This window comes from Ruegeria sp. K7 (genome assembly GCF_056531785.1).
On sequence record NZ_JBQFMJ010000001.1, the window covers coordinates 449,053 to 462,541 of the forward strand.

General features: G+C 57.2%; 12 protein-coding genes and 1 tRNA gene. 5 read left to right on the forward strand and 8 right to left on the reverse strand.

The features are described from left to right. Nucleotides 1–1,635 carry a citramalate synthase gene (cimA, locus tag ACR0FE_RS02220; protein WP_480910693.1) on the reverse strand — a complete coding sequence of 545 codons (1,635 nt, stop codon included), beginning with the start codon at nucleotides 1,633–1,635 and terminating at the stop codon, nucleotides 1–3. Further along, entirely contained in the window at nucleotides 1,635–3,032 is a 1,398-nt protein-coding gene (cysS, locus tag ACR0FE_RS02225; RefSeq protein WP_480811606.1) for a cysteine--tRNA ligase, read from the reverse strand. The genes cimA and cysS overlap by 1 nt, the downstream gene beginning before the upstream one ends. A 66-nt stretch (nucleotides 3,033–3,098) precedes the next feature. Between cysS and ACR0FE_RS02230 the strand changes: the two genes are divergently transcribed. From ACR0FE_RS02230 to ACR0FE_RS02240, 3 genes are all read left to right on the forward strand, one after another. Continuing rightward, the gene (locus ACR0FE_RS02230; protein ID WP_480811607.1) at nucleotides 3,099–3,254 is read left to right on the forward strand and encodes a hypothetical protein; all 156 of its coding nucleotides are present in this window, start codon (nucleotides 3,099–3,101) and stop codon (nucleotides 3,252–3,254) included. Next, nucleotides 3,251–3,595, forward strand: coding sequence for an MmcQ/YjbR family DNA-binding protein (locus ACR0FE_RS02235; RefSeq protein ID WP_170614945.1), 345 nt, complete (start codon nucleotides 3,251–3,253; stop codon nucleotides 3,593–3,595). Before ACR0FE_RS02230 ends, ACR0FE_RS02235 begins: the two co-directional genes overlap by 4 nt. Before the next feature lie 261 nt (nucleotides 3,596–3,856). Next, the gene (locus ACR0FE_RS02240) at nucleotides 3,857–4,156 is read left to right on the forward strand and encodes an aminotransferase class I/II-fold pyridoxal phosphate-dependent enzyme (RefSeq protein ID WP_480910695.1); all 300 of its coding nucleotides are present in this window, start codon (nucleotides 3,857–3,859) and stop codon (nucleotides 4,154–4,156) included. Between the two features lie 217 nt (nucleotides 4,157–4,373). Here ACR0FE_RS02240 and ACR0FE_RS02245 read toward each other — a convergent pair whose 3' ends face one another. Beyond that, nucleotides 4,374–4,892 carry an outer membrane protein gene (locus tag ACR0FE_RS02245; protein WP_480910697.1) on the reverse strand — a complete coding sequence of 173 codons (519 nt, stop codon included), beginning with the start codon at nucleotides 4,890–4,892 and terminating at the stop codon, nucleotides 4,374–4,376. 426 nt (nucleotides 4,893–5,318) lie between these two features. Between ACR0FE_RS02245 and ACR0FE_RS02250 the strand changes: the two genes are divergently transcribed. Further along, complete coding sequence (locus ACR0FE_RS02250; RefSeq protein WP_480910698.1) at nucleotides 5,319–6,863, forward strand: trimethylamine methyltransferase family protein; 1,545 nt, start codon at nucleotides 5,319–5,321, stop codon at nucleotides 6,861–6,863. A 50-nt stretch (nucleotides 6,864–6,913) separates the two neighbouring features. On the opposite strand, the gene ACR0FE_RS02255 is transcribed toward ACR0FE_RS02250, so the two are convergent. Further along, on the reverse strand, nucleotides 6,914–7,159 hold the full coding sequence (locus tag ACR0FE_RS02255; RefSeq protein ID WP_480910701.1) for an EF-hand domain-containing protein: 246 nt from the start codon (nucleotides 7,157–7,159) through the stop codon (nucleotides 6,914–6,916). A 527-nt stretch (nucleotides 7,160–7,686) separates the two neighbouring features. Then, nucleotides 7,687–11,307, reverse strand: coding sequence for a vitamin B12-dependent ribonucleotide reductase (locus tag ACR0FE_RS02260; RefSeq protein WP_480910703.1), 3,621 nt, complete (start codon nucleotides 11,305–11,307; stop codon nucleotides 7,687–7,689). A 544-nt stretch (nucleotides 11,308–11,851) separates the two neighbouring features. On the opposite strand from ACR0FE_RS02260, the gene ACR0FE_RS02265 reads away from it, so the two are divergent. Then, nucleotides 11,852–12,286 (forward strand): hypothetical protein, encoded by a 435-nt coding sequence (locus tag ACR0FE_RS02265; protein WP_480910706.1) that lies wholly within the window; start codon nucleotides 11,852–11,854, stop codon nucleotides 12,284–12,286. 9 nt (nucleotides 12,287–12,295) lie between these two features. Here the strand turns inward: ACR0FE_RS02265 and ACR0FE_RS02270 are convergent. The 3 genes from ACR0FE_RS02270 to ACR0FE_RS02280 form a co-directional block, all read right to left on the reverse strand. Next, a tRNA-Pro gene (locus tag ACR0FE_RS02270) sits at nucleotides 12,296–12,372 on the reverse strand. 43 nt (nucleotides 12,373–12,415) lie between these two features. After that, nucleotides 12,416–12,883, reverse strand: a complete 468-nt coding sequence (locus ACR0FE_RS02275; protein ID WP_480910709.1) for a DUF192 domain-containing protein — start codon at nucleotides 12,881–12,883, stop codon at nucleotides 12,416–12,418. Nucleotides 12,884–12,889: 6 nt separating this feature from the next. After that, nucleotides 12,890–13,396 (reverse strand): cold-shock protein, encoded by a 507-nt coding sequence (locus ACR0FE_RS02280; RefSeq protein WP_480440326.1) that lies wholly within the window; start codon nucleotides 13,394–13,396, stop codon nucleotides 12,890–12,892. Nucleotides 13,397–13,489: the final 93 nt, after the last annotated feature.

Below are 13,489 nucleotides of genomic sequence, written 5' to 3' on the forward strand. Positions count from 1 at the left end.
TCACTCTGCCGCTTCCGAACGCGGATTGCAGTCGCGTATCAGTTTCCACTGGATCGCATCCAGCAGCGCCTCAAACGAGGCATCAACTATGTTGGCACTGACACCAACAGTTGACCATCGACGTCCCTGCCCGTCTTCGCTGTCGATGATGACCCGCGTGACCGCCTCGGTGCCGCCCTGAGTAATGCGCACCTTGAAGTCGACCAGATGCATGTCATTCAGTATCCGCGAATACTGACCCAGATCCTTGGCCAACGCCTTGGCGAGGGCGTTGACCGGGCCCCGGTCGCTGCCGTCGCCGTCCAGCGATTCACTGACCGACAGTTTCTTTTCCCCGTCGACCTTCACTACAACGACGGCCTCGGAGAGGCTGACCATCTTGTTGTATTTGTTCTTGCGCCGCTCAACCGTGACCTTGTAACGCTTGACCTCGAAGAACTGAGGCAGTTGCCCCAGTTCCGCACGGGCCAGCAATTCAAAGCTCGCCTGTGCGGTGTCGTAGGAATACCCAACCGCCTCGCGCTGCTTGATCCCCTCCAGTATGCGCCCCAGCGCCGGATCGCCGGCTTCGACCGTCAGCCCGGCTTCGGTCAGGCGTTTGCGCAGGTTCGATTGCCCGGCCTGGTTCGACATCGGAATGATGCGCGAATTGCCAACAGTCGCCGGGTCGACATGTTCATAAGTCGACGGGTCCTTAAGAATCGCGCTGGCATGCAGCCCTGCCTTATGCGCAAAGGCCGAGGCCCCGACATAAGCCGACTGCTTGCTGGGCACCCGGTTCAATATGTCGTCCAGCATCCGACTGATCCGCGTCAGACCGGACAAGGCTTCGTGACTGACGCCAACCTCATAGGTCGAGGCATAGGGTTCCTTCAGCAAAAGCGTCGGAATCAGGGCAGTCAGATTGGCGTTGCCGCATCGCTCGCCCAATCCGTTCAGCGTACCCTGTATCTGGCGCGCGCCTGCATCTACCGCGGCCAGCGAACAGGCCACCGCGTTTTCCGTGTCGTTATGGGTGTGAATACCCAGACGATCCCCAGGCAGCCCGGCGGCAATCACCTCGGAAACGATGCGCCCGACCTCCGCAGGCAAGGCACCACCATTAGTGTCACACAACACAACCCAGCGCGCACCGGCGTCCAGTGCTGCGCGACAAACCGAGATCGCATAGTCCGGATTGTCCTTGTATCCATCAAAGAAATGCTCGGCATCGAACAAAGCCTCGCGACCCTGCGCCACGACATGCGCGACCGAGGCCCGTACGTTCTCGGTGTTTTCCGCAAGGTCGATGCCAAGCGCGTCGGTCACGTGATAATCATGTGATTTCCCCACCAGACAAACCGCCTGCGTTCCCGCATTCATCACCGCCGCCAGAACGTCATCATTGTCTGCGGACCGACCCGAGCGTTTGGTCATCCCGAACGCGGTCAGACAGGCCGAAGTCTTTGGTGCCACATCGAAAAACGCACTGTCCGTCGGGTTGGCACCCGGCCAGCCGCCTTCGACATAGTCAATCCCCAGCGCATCCAGCGCCTGCGCGATCTGGACCTTTTCAGCGGTCGAGAACTGAACGCCCTGTGTCTGCTGCCCATCGCGCAGGGTGGTGTCATAAAGATAGAGCCGTTCCTTGGTCATCACACACCTTCCAGCTTGGATGCATCAAAGCCCGCGCCGGGGACCAGTTCGACACCGTCCTTACTCATCCGAACTTCAATGCCTGCGGAAACGTACAAGGCTTTCAGACGATCCACTTCAGCGAAATCCTTGCTCTGCATGGCAGCAGCCCGCGCCTGAACAAGCTTTTCGGCATGGCCGGACAAATCGACGCTATCTGTATGCGCCCAGTCCCCCATCTCATCCGTCAGAAGCCCAAGAAGACGGGCACCAGCCAACAGACCAGCAGCGTCCCCGTTCGCTGCGAGCCGGTGCAGTTCCGCGACGGCACCCGCAGTATTCAGATCATCGGCCAGCGCCTCCACAAACGCGGGTGTCACGCTGCCGGCGGGCTCGATGCCCGCTGTCAGCGTCCGCCATTTGCGCAGCGTCCCCCCGGCCTCGCGCGCCTTTTTCTCCGTCCAGTCCATGGGCTTGCGGTAGTGAGTTTGCAGGAACACAAAGCGGATCACCTCGCCCGGCACACCCTGCTCCAGCAGATCATGTACGGTAAAGAAATTGCCCAGAGATTTGGACATTTTCTTCCCTTCGACCTGCAACATCTCATTGTGCAGCCAGACCCTTGCGAACTCACCATGCGGATGCGCGCACTTGCTTTGGGCGATTTCGTTCTCATGATGCGGGAACATCAGGTCATTGCCGCCCCCATGAATGTCGAAGCTTTCGCCCAAGAGTTCATAAGCCATGGCCGAGCATTCGATATGCCATCCCGGACGTCCACGGCCCCAGGGTGACTCCCAACCAGGCAACTCATCGGTCGAGGGCTTCCACAGCACAAAATCCATCGGATTCTTCTTATAGGGCGCAACCTCGACACGCGCGCCTGCGATCATGTCGTCGACCGACCGCCCAGACAGGTTTCCGTATTCTTCCTTCCAACTGTCCACCGCGAACAGCACATGACCTTCGGCGGCATAAGCGTGCCCCTTTGCGATCAGGTCTTCGATCATTGCAATCATCTGCTCGACAAATTGTGTCGCTCGCGGCATCTCGTTCGGCTCCAGCGCCCCCAGGGCGCCCATGTCGTGCAGATACCAGCCGATGGTTTCATCCGAACGCTCCTGCACCAACTGCTCAAGCGACCCGAACGCGCCTGCCTGCTTTCGGGCCAGCGCCGTCGCATTTATCTTGTCATCCACATCCGTGAAGTTGCGCACATAGGTCACGTGTTCCGGGCCGTAGACATGGCGCAGCAATCGATAAAGCACATCGAACACCACCACGGGCCGGGCATTGCCAAGATGCGCGCGGTCATAGACGGTCGGGCCGCAGACATACATCCGCACATTGTCGGCATCGATCGGCACGAAATCTTCCTTCGTCCGCGTCCGTGTGTTGTGCAGTCTGATGGTCGTCATCTGGTGGGCTCCTAAGAAACAGCAATAGCTTGCGCGTTGGCGCGGGCTTAGCAACTTGTCTCAGGGATGAAAACGAAAGAAACCGGCCCGCTTGAGAAATCAGCAGGTAATGCAGCAGATAATGATGCAGGTTATCCGGTTCATGAGGACCGATTACCACGTAAAACACGTCAAGCCAAGGCTTGTGATCGCGCGTATGACGGGGCACTCTGCCTTGTATGAGCCGAGATCTCGTGAACTCCATATGCCGTGACCTACCCGGAGCGGAAGTGTCCGACCCCTGGGGTGGCGGTCATGACGCGTGGAAGATTGGCGGCAAGATGTTTGCCTGCATTGGCACGGCGGGCACCGGCGTTTCAGTAAAAACCCCTGATGTCGACACTGCGCAGATGCTGATCGAAGCGGGCGTCGGCACCAAAGCGCCCTATTTCCACCGCAGCTGGTTGCTGCTGCCATGGGAAACGGATGCCGACGAGATGCGCCACCGACTGACCGCTTCCTATGACATTGTGCGCAAATCGCTTACCAAAAAAGTACAGGCTGAGTTGCCACCTCGTAGCTGATTGACAATACAACGCCATTCAGACCCAGCCGAAAAACGAGTTCCCGCCAAGCGCAGAACGGAGCGATACCGCAGCCGACGGGGGCGTTGTCCTTGCAGATCAACCTTGCCCACCAATCCAACCGGAGCGGTCTTTTCCGCCGACCCGTTTCAAAGCATCTCTGGTATTTGCCGAACACGCGACCTTTGACTGATTTCGGACGAAGTCGATGATACTCAGGTTTGGGGTGGCGTCCATATTTCGCCTCGTACTGAGCCGGGTATGGCCGAACGCATCTTGGTCGTCGGCTCAATGTCCAAATCACATATTACGACAGGCTCGCGCCGCAGTTGGATCGTCGAGATTGAAGACGTCAACTCCCAACTGGTTAATCTGGCAACACACACCATGAATGGTGTTCCCGGGTCTATTCAGGACGCCGCGAGTATTGCGTTGAACTCGGGCAGTGATATGAAACAGGAATTCTCGGAACTCGTCCGCAATCGGCGAACCTTGGCTATCAAACTGTTGAGCACTCGGAACGTTGTCAGGCTGGTGCCCAAACAGGGGACATGTATTTGATGCTGAATGTTCGTATCAACAGGCGAAGTGGTGAGGCATTTGCAATGGCGCTGCTCGAAACGCATTCCATTGCGGTGAGGCAAGGTGAGAGCTTGGGCAGAGTTGCGGCTAGTCACATCCGGGTTGCGATGACGATCGAAAACGACCTCTTTATTGCAGCGCTGCAAACACTGCGTGATTTGGCAATGAACGCTCCCGGGAGAAGCCGAAACAGTGATCAGAACCGGAAGGTCGTCCGCAGATTGAAAGTGTTGGCGCCAAGACTGCCATTTGATCGGGTCACATTGTCAAAATTCTGACGTAGCGCCTCGCCGCTGATGATGAATCTGTCATTGACCGGATAGGCAACGCCGATTCCGTAGACCGCTGCTGTGTCATTGTCGGCGGAGGTATCGATCCGTGCGGCGCCGACCACCACATACCCCAGCGCCGGTCCGAAATCGTACCCGCCGCGCAATTTCAGCAGTGTCAGACTGTCTAATGTCCCTTCCCCCTGACCGAGGTTCAGCGACAGGTGATTGTATTCCAATTCGCTTCCCAGAACGAAGCTTCCGAAATCGTGGTCATAGCCGACATGGAGTCCAAAACTGGAATCGTCACCGCTGGATCCGTTGGGGCCATCCGCTTCAGTATACCCAAAGCTGAATCCTGCATAACCCCCGGTCCAATCCTCGGCGACCGCCGGGACGGCACTTAACATTGTCACTGCGACAATGAGGGCCGTGCTGAATTTCATTCACGTCTCCAACATGTTACAGCCCCGATGAGCGGGAATTTCGGGGCGCTTACAAACCATTTACCCGAACATTGGGTCCGAGAACCGATATTTCAATTCTGATAACAGACAGGTTAAAAAATAGTGATCCCACTATATCAGATTTCCACCCGAACGGGAAGAAATCTCACGCTGAAACCCATTCGACAAAGAAAGGGAGCAATGGCGACCTATTTCTAAGTTTGGGTCGCAAACAGGACAGATCATGTCGCCGGGTGAAGGATAACTACGGCCAACGTAAGAGGTCCGCATGAAAAGCGACTACTGGAAAATCCGCCTGATCAGCCGCACCATTGGTGCGGACCGCGGGCGTGCGGCGCGGGGAAGACCATTCCCAGGGTGAATTAAGCCACTCTTCAGGAACAGCTCTTAATCCGGACCAAACACATGAACGACCAAACCCGTACTTCCTCTCGCAGCGGCGGACGCTCCGCGCGCCGTGCCGCCCGTGCCTCTGCTCTGCCCGATCACCTGCGCCCCGTGCGGCCCGGGATGGAGGGCGGTACCCTGAACGTGCTGACCCAAGCACAGTTGGAACGCATTCACGAAGCTGCGCTGACAGCGCTGGAAACGATTGGCCTTGCGGATGCGCCGCAAAGCGGGATCGATTATCTTGTTGCCGCAGGCTGTACCCTGGGTGATGACGGTCGCATCCGGTTCCCGCGTGCGCTGGTGGAAGATACCATCGCCAAAGCCAATCGTTCCGTGACGCTTTACAGCCGGGATGGAAAGACCGATCTGGAACTGTCAGGCACGCGTGTTCATTACGGCACGGCTGGCGCGGCTGTCAGCATGGTCGATGTACACGGCCAGGAATACCGCGATTCGACCGTGCAGGATCTGCATGACGCCTCACGCATCTGCCAGCAGCTTGACAACATTCACTTTGTGCAGCGTCCGATGGTTTGTCGCGATATTGCGGACAACCTTGAGATGGATCTGAACACAGTCTACGCCACGACCTCGGGCACGTTCAAACATATCGGCACATCCTTTACCGAACCCAGCCATGTGGCCCCGGCGATAGAAATGCTGCACATGATCGCGGGCGGCGAGGACAAATGGCGCGAGCGGCCGTTCATGTCCAACTCGAACTGCTTTGTCGTTCCGCCAATGAAATTCGCAACGGAAAGCTGCGAAGTGATGGAAGAATGCATCAAGGCCGGGATGCCGGTCCTGCTGCTGTCGGCGGGAATGGCCGGGGCAACTGCGCCCTCGACGATTGCGGGCGCAATCACTCAGGCAACGGCGGAATGCCTGGCCGGTCTGGTTTACGTCAATGCCGTCAAACCCGGTGCGCCAGCCGTTTTTGGCACCTGGCCCTTTGGTCTGGACCTGCGCACCGGCGCGATGTCCATCGGTTCGGGTGAACAGGCCCTTCTGACCGCGGGCTGCGCCCAGATGCACAGGTTCTACGACCTTCCGGGCGGTGCCGCCGCCGGAGCATCGGATGCGAAACTTCCGGACATGCAGGCCGGGTGGGAGCAGATGTGCTCGAACGTTATGGCCGGATTGTCGGGCCTGAACATGGTCTACGAAGCGGCTGGAATGCACGCCTCATTGTTGGGCTTCTGCTTTGAAAGCCTGATCCTCAGCGATGACCTGATCGGCCAAGCGCAGCGCTGCGTGCGCGGGATCGAAGTGACGGACGAAACTTTGGCGCTGGACCAGATGGCGGCCGTCTGCATGGGCGGACCGGGTCACTACCTTGGCACGGATGCCACGCTCAGCCGCATGCAGGCAGATTATGTCTATCCGACCTTCGGCGATCGCTCCTCACCCAAGGAATGGGTGGAACTCGGCAAACCTGATCTGATTGAGAAAGCGATCAAGCGAAAAGAGGAAATCCTGTCAACACCGTCGCCGGCACAATTCGACCCGCTGTTGGATGCTGAACTTCGAAGCAGATTCAACATTCACTTGCCGAGATGAGACACTGAAAAGCGGCCTGAAATGCTCAGGCCGCTTTCCCGCACCCGGATTTAGCCGTCACTAGATGGAAGCAAACCCGCTTCCTGTGCGACGGCAATCTCGGCCTGATCCAGCGCGCCGTCGCCATTTGCATCCATGGTCGAGAACCCGTCTGCGTCGACATCGGGCAGAATTGCCTGCACTTCTTCAATTGTCAGTACGCCATCCCCGTTTGTGTCCACTGAGGATTGAGCGACGGCCAGTGTGGGCAATCCAAGTACGATTGCTGAGAATACAGCCAGATTTTGGCGTTTCATTTCGGTGCCTCCTGAGAGTTTTGTTGTCTGTTTTCTGTCCGGACAGGCCCCAGAAACACCCGATTGACGTCTTCTGTAACTCGCAATAGTTGAGGGTGTACAATTAAGGCCAATCATTGCGTGTTTTGCAGAGTCGTATCTGCGGTCCACCGCCAAGAAAAACACTCGAGGTTCTGTTCGGCGGATCTTGCCCGATGACAGGAGCGCATTCCGGCAAGGCTTTGCTCAGGTCAAAAAAGAAAGGGGGCCGAAGCCCCCTGTCAGTTTCGCCTTCCAGGCTCGTATCGTTGACCGCCCGGTGTTTTTTTGCCTGCGGCCTGGACTGCGCATGGGACGAGCGCACCCGCCCCGTGAAAGAGTGGGAAGGACCGATATTCCGCCCCACCCTGTTCCCGGCCAACACGGGCATGTCGGCCGAGTGGAGAAAGGTCAGTTGGTAAGTCTCAGAGCCTTTCTCCGTATTCGTCGGGGCCGGTCACTGTGGCAGCATCCGACCCCTGCGCCCCGGGGTGCCAGGGCGCTAAACGTCAGCTACACCCGCTTGTCGCGCCACAGGTGTTGCATTTCATGCAGGTACCGTTCCGCACCAGCGTGTAGTTTCCGCATTCTCCACACGGGTCGCCCTCGTATCCCTGCATCTTCGCCTTCGTACGGGCGTCCATGCTGGTCGCGACGGCTGTCTCCGCAACCGGTGCCGCAAATTGCGCTGCGGATTCGGCCATGCCGTTCGCGCCGGACTGCCCGCCATTGAACACCATCAGGTCCTGCGGCAATCGCTTGCGAAGGTAGCCAGTCGAACTGATTTGCTTCAGTACTTCCAGGGACTTGGACGCCGCAGTTTCGCTAATTTCCGAAACGTTCGACAACCCGTCTTCCTCTCCCCGGCCCAGATCATCAAAGGTTGCGCCTTCGGGCTTCACATGGGCCAGGTCGGTGCGGTCGAGATAAGACACCGCCAGTTCGCGGAAGATGTAATCCAGGATCGACGTCGCGTTCTTGATCGAGTCGTTGCCCTGTACCATCCCTGCCGGTTCGAACTTGGTGAAGGTGAACGCATCCACGAACTCTTCAAGCGGTACGCCATATTGCAGACCAACCGACACAGCGATGGCAAAGTTGTTCATCATCGCCCGGAAGCCGGCACCTTCCTTGTGCATGTCGATGAAAATCTCACCCAGCTTGCCGTCCTCGAATTCACCGGTCCGCAGATAGACCTTGTGGCCACCCACGATCGCCTTTTGAGTATATCCCTTTCGGCGATGCGGCAGTTTCTCGCGATGGCTGCGGATCATTTCCTTGACCACAACCTTCTCGATCACTTTCTCGGCCAGAACGACGGCTTTTTCCTGCGCCGAACCGCTTTCCAGCACTTCTGCCGCTTCGTCGTCATCCTCGACCAGCGCCGCGGCCAGAGGCTGCGACAGTTTCGAGCCGTCGCGATACAGCGCGTTGGCCTTCACACCCAACGACCACGACAATTCATAGGCCTTCTGGCAGTCCTCGATGGTCGCGTCATTCGGCATGTTGATCGTTTTCGAGATCGCGCCCGAGATGAAGCTTTGCGCTGCTGCCATCATGGTGATGTGGCTATCAACCCCAAGGAAACGCTTGCCTTTCTTGCCGCATGGGTTGGCGCAGTCGAAGATCGAATAGTGTTCTTCTTTCAGATGCGGCGCACCTTCCAGCGTCATGGTTCCGCAGACATGGTCGTTCGCCGCGTCGATATCCGCTTTGGTAAAGCCCAGATGGCGCAGCAGATCGAATGTCGGGTCATTCAGCTTGGTGGCTGGGATACCCAAAACGCCGGTGCAGAAGTCCTCGCCCAATGTCCACTGGTTGAAGACGAACCGGATATCAAAGGCGCTTTCCAGCGCGGCATCCACTTTGGCCAATTCATTCGGGCCAAAGCCATGTCCGGTCAGCGAGGTGTGGTTAATCCCCGGCGCGTTGCCGATGGTGCCGTGACCAACCGCATAACCCACGATCTCTTCAATCTGAGACGAGGAATAGCCCAGCTTCTCCAGCGCCGACGGCACCGAGCGGTTGATGATCTTGAAATAGCCGCCACCCGCGAGCTTCTTGAACTTCACCAGCGCAAAGTCCGGCTCGATCCCGGTAGTGTCGCAATCCATCACCAGGCCGATGGTACCGGTCGGCGCGATCACCGTGGCCTGCGCATTGCGGTAACCGTTCTTTTCACCGAGGCTCAGCGCCTCATCCCAGGCGGACATGGCCAGGTCGATCAGACGCTTGTCCGGACAGTTGCCGTGGTCCAGAGGCACCGGCTTGACGGCCAGTTTCTCATATCCATTGGTCACACCTTGTGCGGCACGGCGATGGTTGCGGATAACGCGCAGCATATGGTCGGCGTTGCGCTCGTAGCCTTTGAACGGGCCAAGCTCGCCCGCAATCTCCGCCGAGGTCGCATAGGCCACACCGGTCATGATTGCAGTCAACGCGCCACAGATCGCACGCCCCTCATCCGAGTCATAGCTGTAGCCCATGTTCATCAGCAGGCCGCCGATGTTTGCGTAACCCAGACCCAGCGTGCGGAAGTCATAAGACAGCTGCGCGATTTCCTTCGACGGGAACTGCGCCATGGTCACCGAGATTTCCAGCGTCAGGGTCCACAGGCGCGAAGCATGCATGTAGTCCGCCGCCTGAAACTCACCATCCTTGAGGAAGGTCAGCAGGTTCATCGAGGCCAGGTTACAGGCCGTGTCGTCGAGGAACATGTATTCCGAACACGGGTTCGACCCGCGAATCTCACCATCTTCGGGGCAAGTGTGCCATTCGTTAACGGTGTCGTGGAACTGGATACCCGGGTCAGCGCAGGCCCATGCGGCGTGGCCCACCTTCTCCCACAGATCGCGTGCTTTGACGGTCTTGGCGACCTTGCCATCGGTGCGGTTGATCAACTCCCAATCCGCGTCTTTTTCAACGGCGGTCAGGAACGCATTGGTCACGCGGATCGAGTTGTTCGAGTTCTGACCTGAAACCGAGCTGTAGGCTTCCGAATCCCAATCCGTGTCGTAGGTCGGGAACTCGATGCTGTCGTGTCCCTGCCGCGCGTAATCCAGCACGCGCTTGATGTAAGTCTCTGGGATCGCGACTTTCTTCGCCTCGCGCACCGCTTTCTTCAGGCTATCATTCTTGTTGGGGTCGTACGCGTCGTCTTGCGCGCCGTCCCAGCTTCGGATGGCCTCGAAAATGCCGTTCAGCATCTTCTCGTGCATCTTCGATCCGGCAACGATCGAGGCCACCTTCTGCTCTTCGATCACCTTCCATTCGATGAATTGCTCGATGTCCGGGTGATCTGCATCGACGATCACCATCTTTGCTGCTCGACGGGTTGTCCCGCCTGATTTGATCGCGCCAGCGGCGCGGTCGCCGATCTTGAGAAAGCCCATAAGGCCCGAGGACTTACCACCACCCGACAGCGCCTCACCTTCTGCACGCAGATGGCTGAAGTTGGTCCCGGTACCAGAGCCGTATTTGAACAGGCGCGCCTCGCGCACCCACAGATCCATGATGCCGCCTTCGTTCACCAGATCATCATCGACCGACTGGATGAAGCACGCGTGCGGCTGCGGATGTTCGTAAGCGGATTTCGATTTGGTCAGCTTGCCGGTTTTGTAATCGACATAGTGGTGGCCCTGAGCCGGACCGTCGATGCCGTAAGCCCAGTGCAGACCGGTGTTAAACCACTGCGGGCTGTTCGGCGCCGCGCGCTGGGTGGCCAGCATATAGCGCATCTCATCAAAGTAAGCGCGCGCATCATCCTCGGATGAGAAGTACCCGGCTTTCCAGCCCCAATACGCCCAAGCGCCGGCCAGACGGTCGAACACCTGCTTGGACGAGATTTCGCCGTCAAACTCAGCGTCTTCAGCGGGAACCGAGCGCCACAGGAATTCGGGAACGTCCTTTTCTTTGACTTTCTTCAGCTTGGACGGAACACCAGCCTTGCGGAAATATTTTTGGGCGATGACATCGCTGGCAACCTGGCTCCAGCTTGAAGGGATTTCGATATTCTCGAGACGGAAAACAATTGTCCCATCCGGGTTGCGGATTTCGGATGTTGCCGAAACAAATTCCAGATCTGCATATGCATCCTGCCCGGATTTGGTGAATTTTCTGTCAATCTTCATGTCCGCCGCCCTAGCTACAACCAGCTTAATTTTCGGTTTTCGACACCAAATCTTGTTTGCGGGGTGTCGACCGCCTGCCACCGATTTCCGGACAAAAGGGTATCGGTCGCTGCCTTTGACAGCGCATAGCCGAACAATTCGGCTGCACGTGGCATTGGTATGCTTTCCGTCCCTCGCCCGTTGCCTTATTCTGGTAAGTGCCTACCAGATATTGTGGCACGTCTTTCGGCCCATACAATCTGACGTATATACCCATATGTGGTCAACGGGCTTTTTCGATCTTTTTTCAAATCTTTTTTGTTGACCTCATCCCATGACGAGTCCGCAATTCACTTGTCCACGATTCCTCCACAGGTAAGACGCACCCACGCAGGACCTGACAGCCGGTCGGCTCAAATTGATTTCTCTTTTTTCTCGCCGTGGTTATCGGCCAATTATCATGCAACGCGATGTTAATGCTCGGGCCAGAGAATCATCGTCCCGCGCGCCGGTCCCGTGTCATAGTGAAATCATCGCTAAAATCTGAACCCTGTTGGTTTTACATATGAATCTGCTTCATCTGCTGCCAGTTGCCGCGCTGATCGTGTCCTGCACACCACAAGACACGTCCCCGTCATCGCGCAGCGCTCAATTCCCGGAGTATCCCCAAAAGCTGTTCAGTGCGTTTGAAACCGACTGCGCGGGCCCGGGCAACAAATATGTAAAAACCGACCGAAACACCGTCGAATGTCGTGAGTTGCTGCCCCCCGACATGACGGCCTATCTGATTCTCAACTTTGACGGTTATCCTCAAAACCTGCCGCAGATCGTGACGTATCTGCATTCCAGCAAGATCCAGGCTGGCTATCGGGTTGATGCCGAGTTGTTTTTTCTGGTGCCGCAGAAAAGTGGGAAGACCGTGAAGATTCCAGTGCAAAGCGAGATGGTTAATCGCGATTTTTCGCGGCTGTACTCCGAATTTGGCGGGAATCCGATTTGATCGAAAAAGTGGTCGGGGCGGCAGGATTCGAACCTACGACCCCCTGTACCCAAAACAGGTGCGCTACCAGACTGCGCCACGCCCCGGACCGTGCGCCTTCCTAAACGTGCCGATTTGATTTGAAAAGCCCTAACAGGGCCAAATCGCAGGTCCGCGCGAAAAAACTTTGTGCCTCATCTGGGAACCGGGCGTTATCAGGTACCGCGCCGCGAGACCGGCATTAATTTCCAATACCGCAAATACGTTACCCCCACCGTCGACAGGGGTCAGATCACCCGGAACCGCATTGTGGTGCACTTTCATTACGGACCCGGACCGATCCAGAAAAATCATGTCCAAAGAAATCAGCGTGTTCTTCATCCAGAACGCCACGGGTTGCGGCGGATCGAAGACAAACAGCATCCCCGACTGTGTCGGCAGTGATTCCCGAAACATCAAGCCGCGCGCACGGTCCTGAGGCGAGATCGCAAGTTCGATATCAAACCGAATGTGAGTTTTGTCGTTCCTGACATAGATCCTGTCTTCCCGACAGGCCGCCAATGCGGTTTCAGCCCACATTAATGAAAGAATAATGAGAACCGAGAGAAACCTGATCATTGGCACTTATGCGTCCAGGGCAGCTTCCCAGGCCAGTACCTGCGCCGCCATACGTCCCCGCTTGCCGTCGATAACACGCATCGCCAGGGCCTCGCCCGGCTGAAGATCGGCCAGCCCGGACCGGCGCAGAACCTCGATGTGAAGAAAAACGTCTTCATCACGGCCAAAGACATTTGCAAAGCCAAAGCCCTTGCCCTTGTCGAACCATTTGACGCGCGCCGCCTCAAGCGGTGCGTTGGCAATCACGACCGGGTCAAGATCGGCGAAATCGGCCAGCAGCATGGCATCTGCGCGTGCGGGAGGATCGACGCTCACGACTTCGACCGCCTGAACACCGCGATCGGTGCGATGCGTCATAATCTCGATACCAGCGCCATCGGCGACCGAACTTTGCCCGAAATTGCGCAACACGTTCACATGCAACAGAATATCCGGGCCGCCTTCGTCGGACACAACAAATCCGTACCCCTTTGCGGGATCGAACCATTTAACGTGTCCACGTACGCGGTACATGTTGTTCAGATCTTCTGGCACTGTTTTACCATCGCGAAAATTAGCACTTCGTTAAGGGTTTGATGTGTATGGGAATGGCGCGCAAATTCAAGC

Bases quoted from the DNA above. Each gene is read 5' to 3' on its own strand.
- ACR0FE_RS02275 (WP_480910709.1), bottom strand. From the start codon at position 12,883: ATGATCAGGTTTCTCTCGGTTCTCATTATTCTTTCATTAATGTGGGCT.
- ACR0FE_RS02255 (WP_480910701.1), bottom strand. From the start codon at position 7,159: ATGAAACGCCAAAATCTGGCTGTATTCTCAGCAATCGTACTTGGATTG.
- ACR0FE_RS02250 (WP_480910698.1), top strand. From the start codon at position 5,319: ATGAACGACCAAACCCGTACTTCCTCTCGCAGCGGCGGACGCTCCGCG.
- cimA (WP_480910693.1), bottom strand. From the start codon at position 1,635: ATGACCAAGGAACGGCTCTATCTTTATGACACCACCCTGCGCGATGGG.
- cysS (WP_480811606.1), bottom strand. From the start codon at position 3,032: ATGACGACCATCAGACTGCACAACACACGGACGCGGACGAAGGAAGAT.
- ACR0FE_RS02240 (WP_480910695.1), top strand. From the start codon at position 3,857: ATGGCCGAACGCATCTTGGTCGTCGGCTCAATGTCCAAATCACATATT.
- ACR0FE_RS02245 (WP_480910697.1), bottom strand. From the start codon at position 4,892: ATGAAATTCAGCACGGCCCTCATTGTCGCAGTGACAATGTTAAGTGCC.
- ACR0FE_RS02265 (WP_480910706.1), top strand. From the start codon at position 11,852: ATGAATCTGCTTCATCTGCTGCCAGTTGCCGCGCTGATCGTGTCCTGC.
- ACR0FE_RS02260 (WP_480910703.1), bottom strand. From the start codon at position 11,307: ATGAAGATTGACAGAAAATTCACCAAATCCGGGCAGGATGCATATGCA.
- ACR0FE_RS02230 (WP_480811607.1), top strand. From the start codon at position 3,099: ATGAAAACGAAAGAAACCGGCCCGCTTGAGAAATCAGCAGGTAATGCA.
- ACR0FE_RS02235 (WP_170614945.1), top strand. From the start codon at position 3,251: ATGAGCCGAGATCTCGTGAACTCCATATGCCGTGACCTACCCGGAGCG.
- ACR0FE_RS02280 (WP_480440326.1), bottom strand. From the start codon at position 13,396: ATGTACCGCGTACGTGGACACGTTAAATGGTTCGATCCCGCAAAGGGG.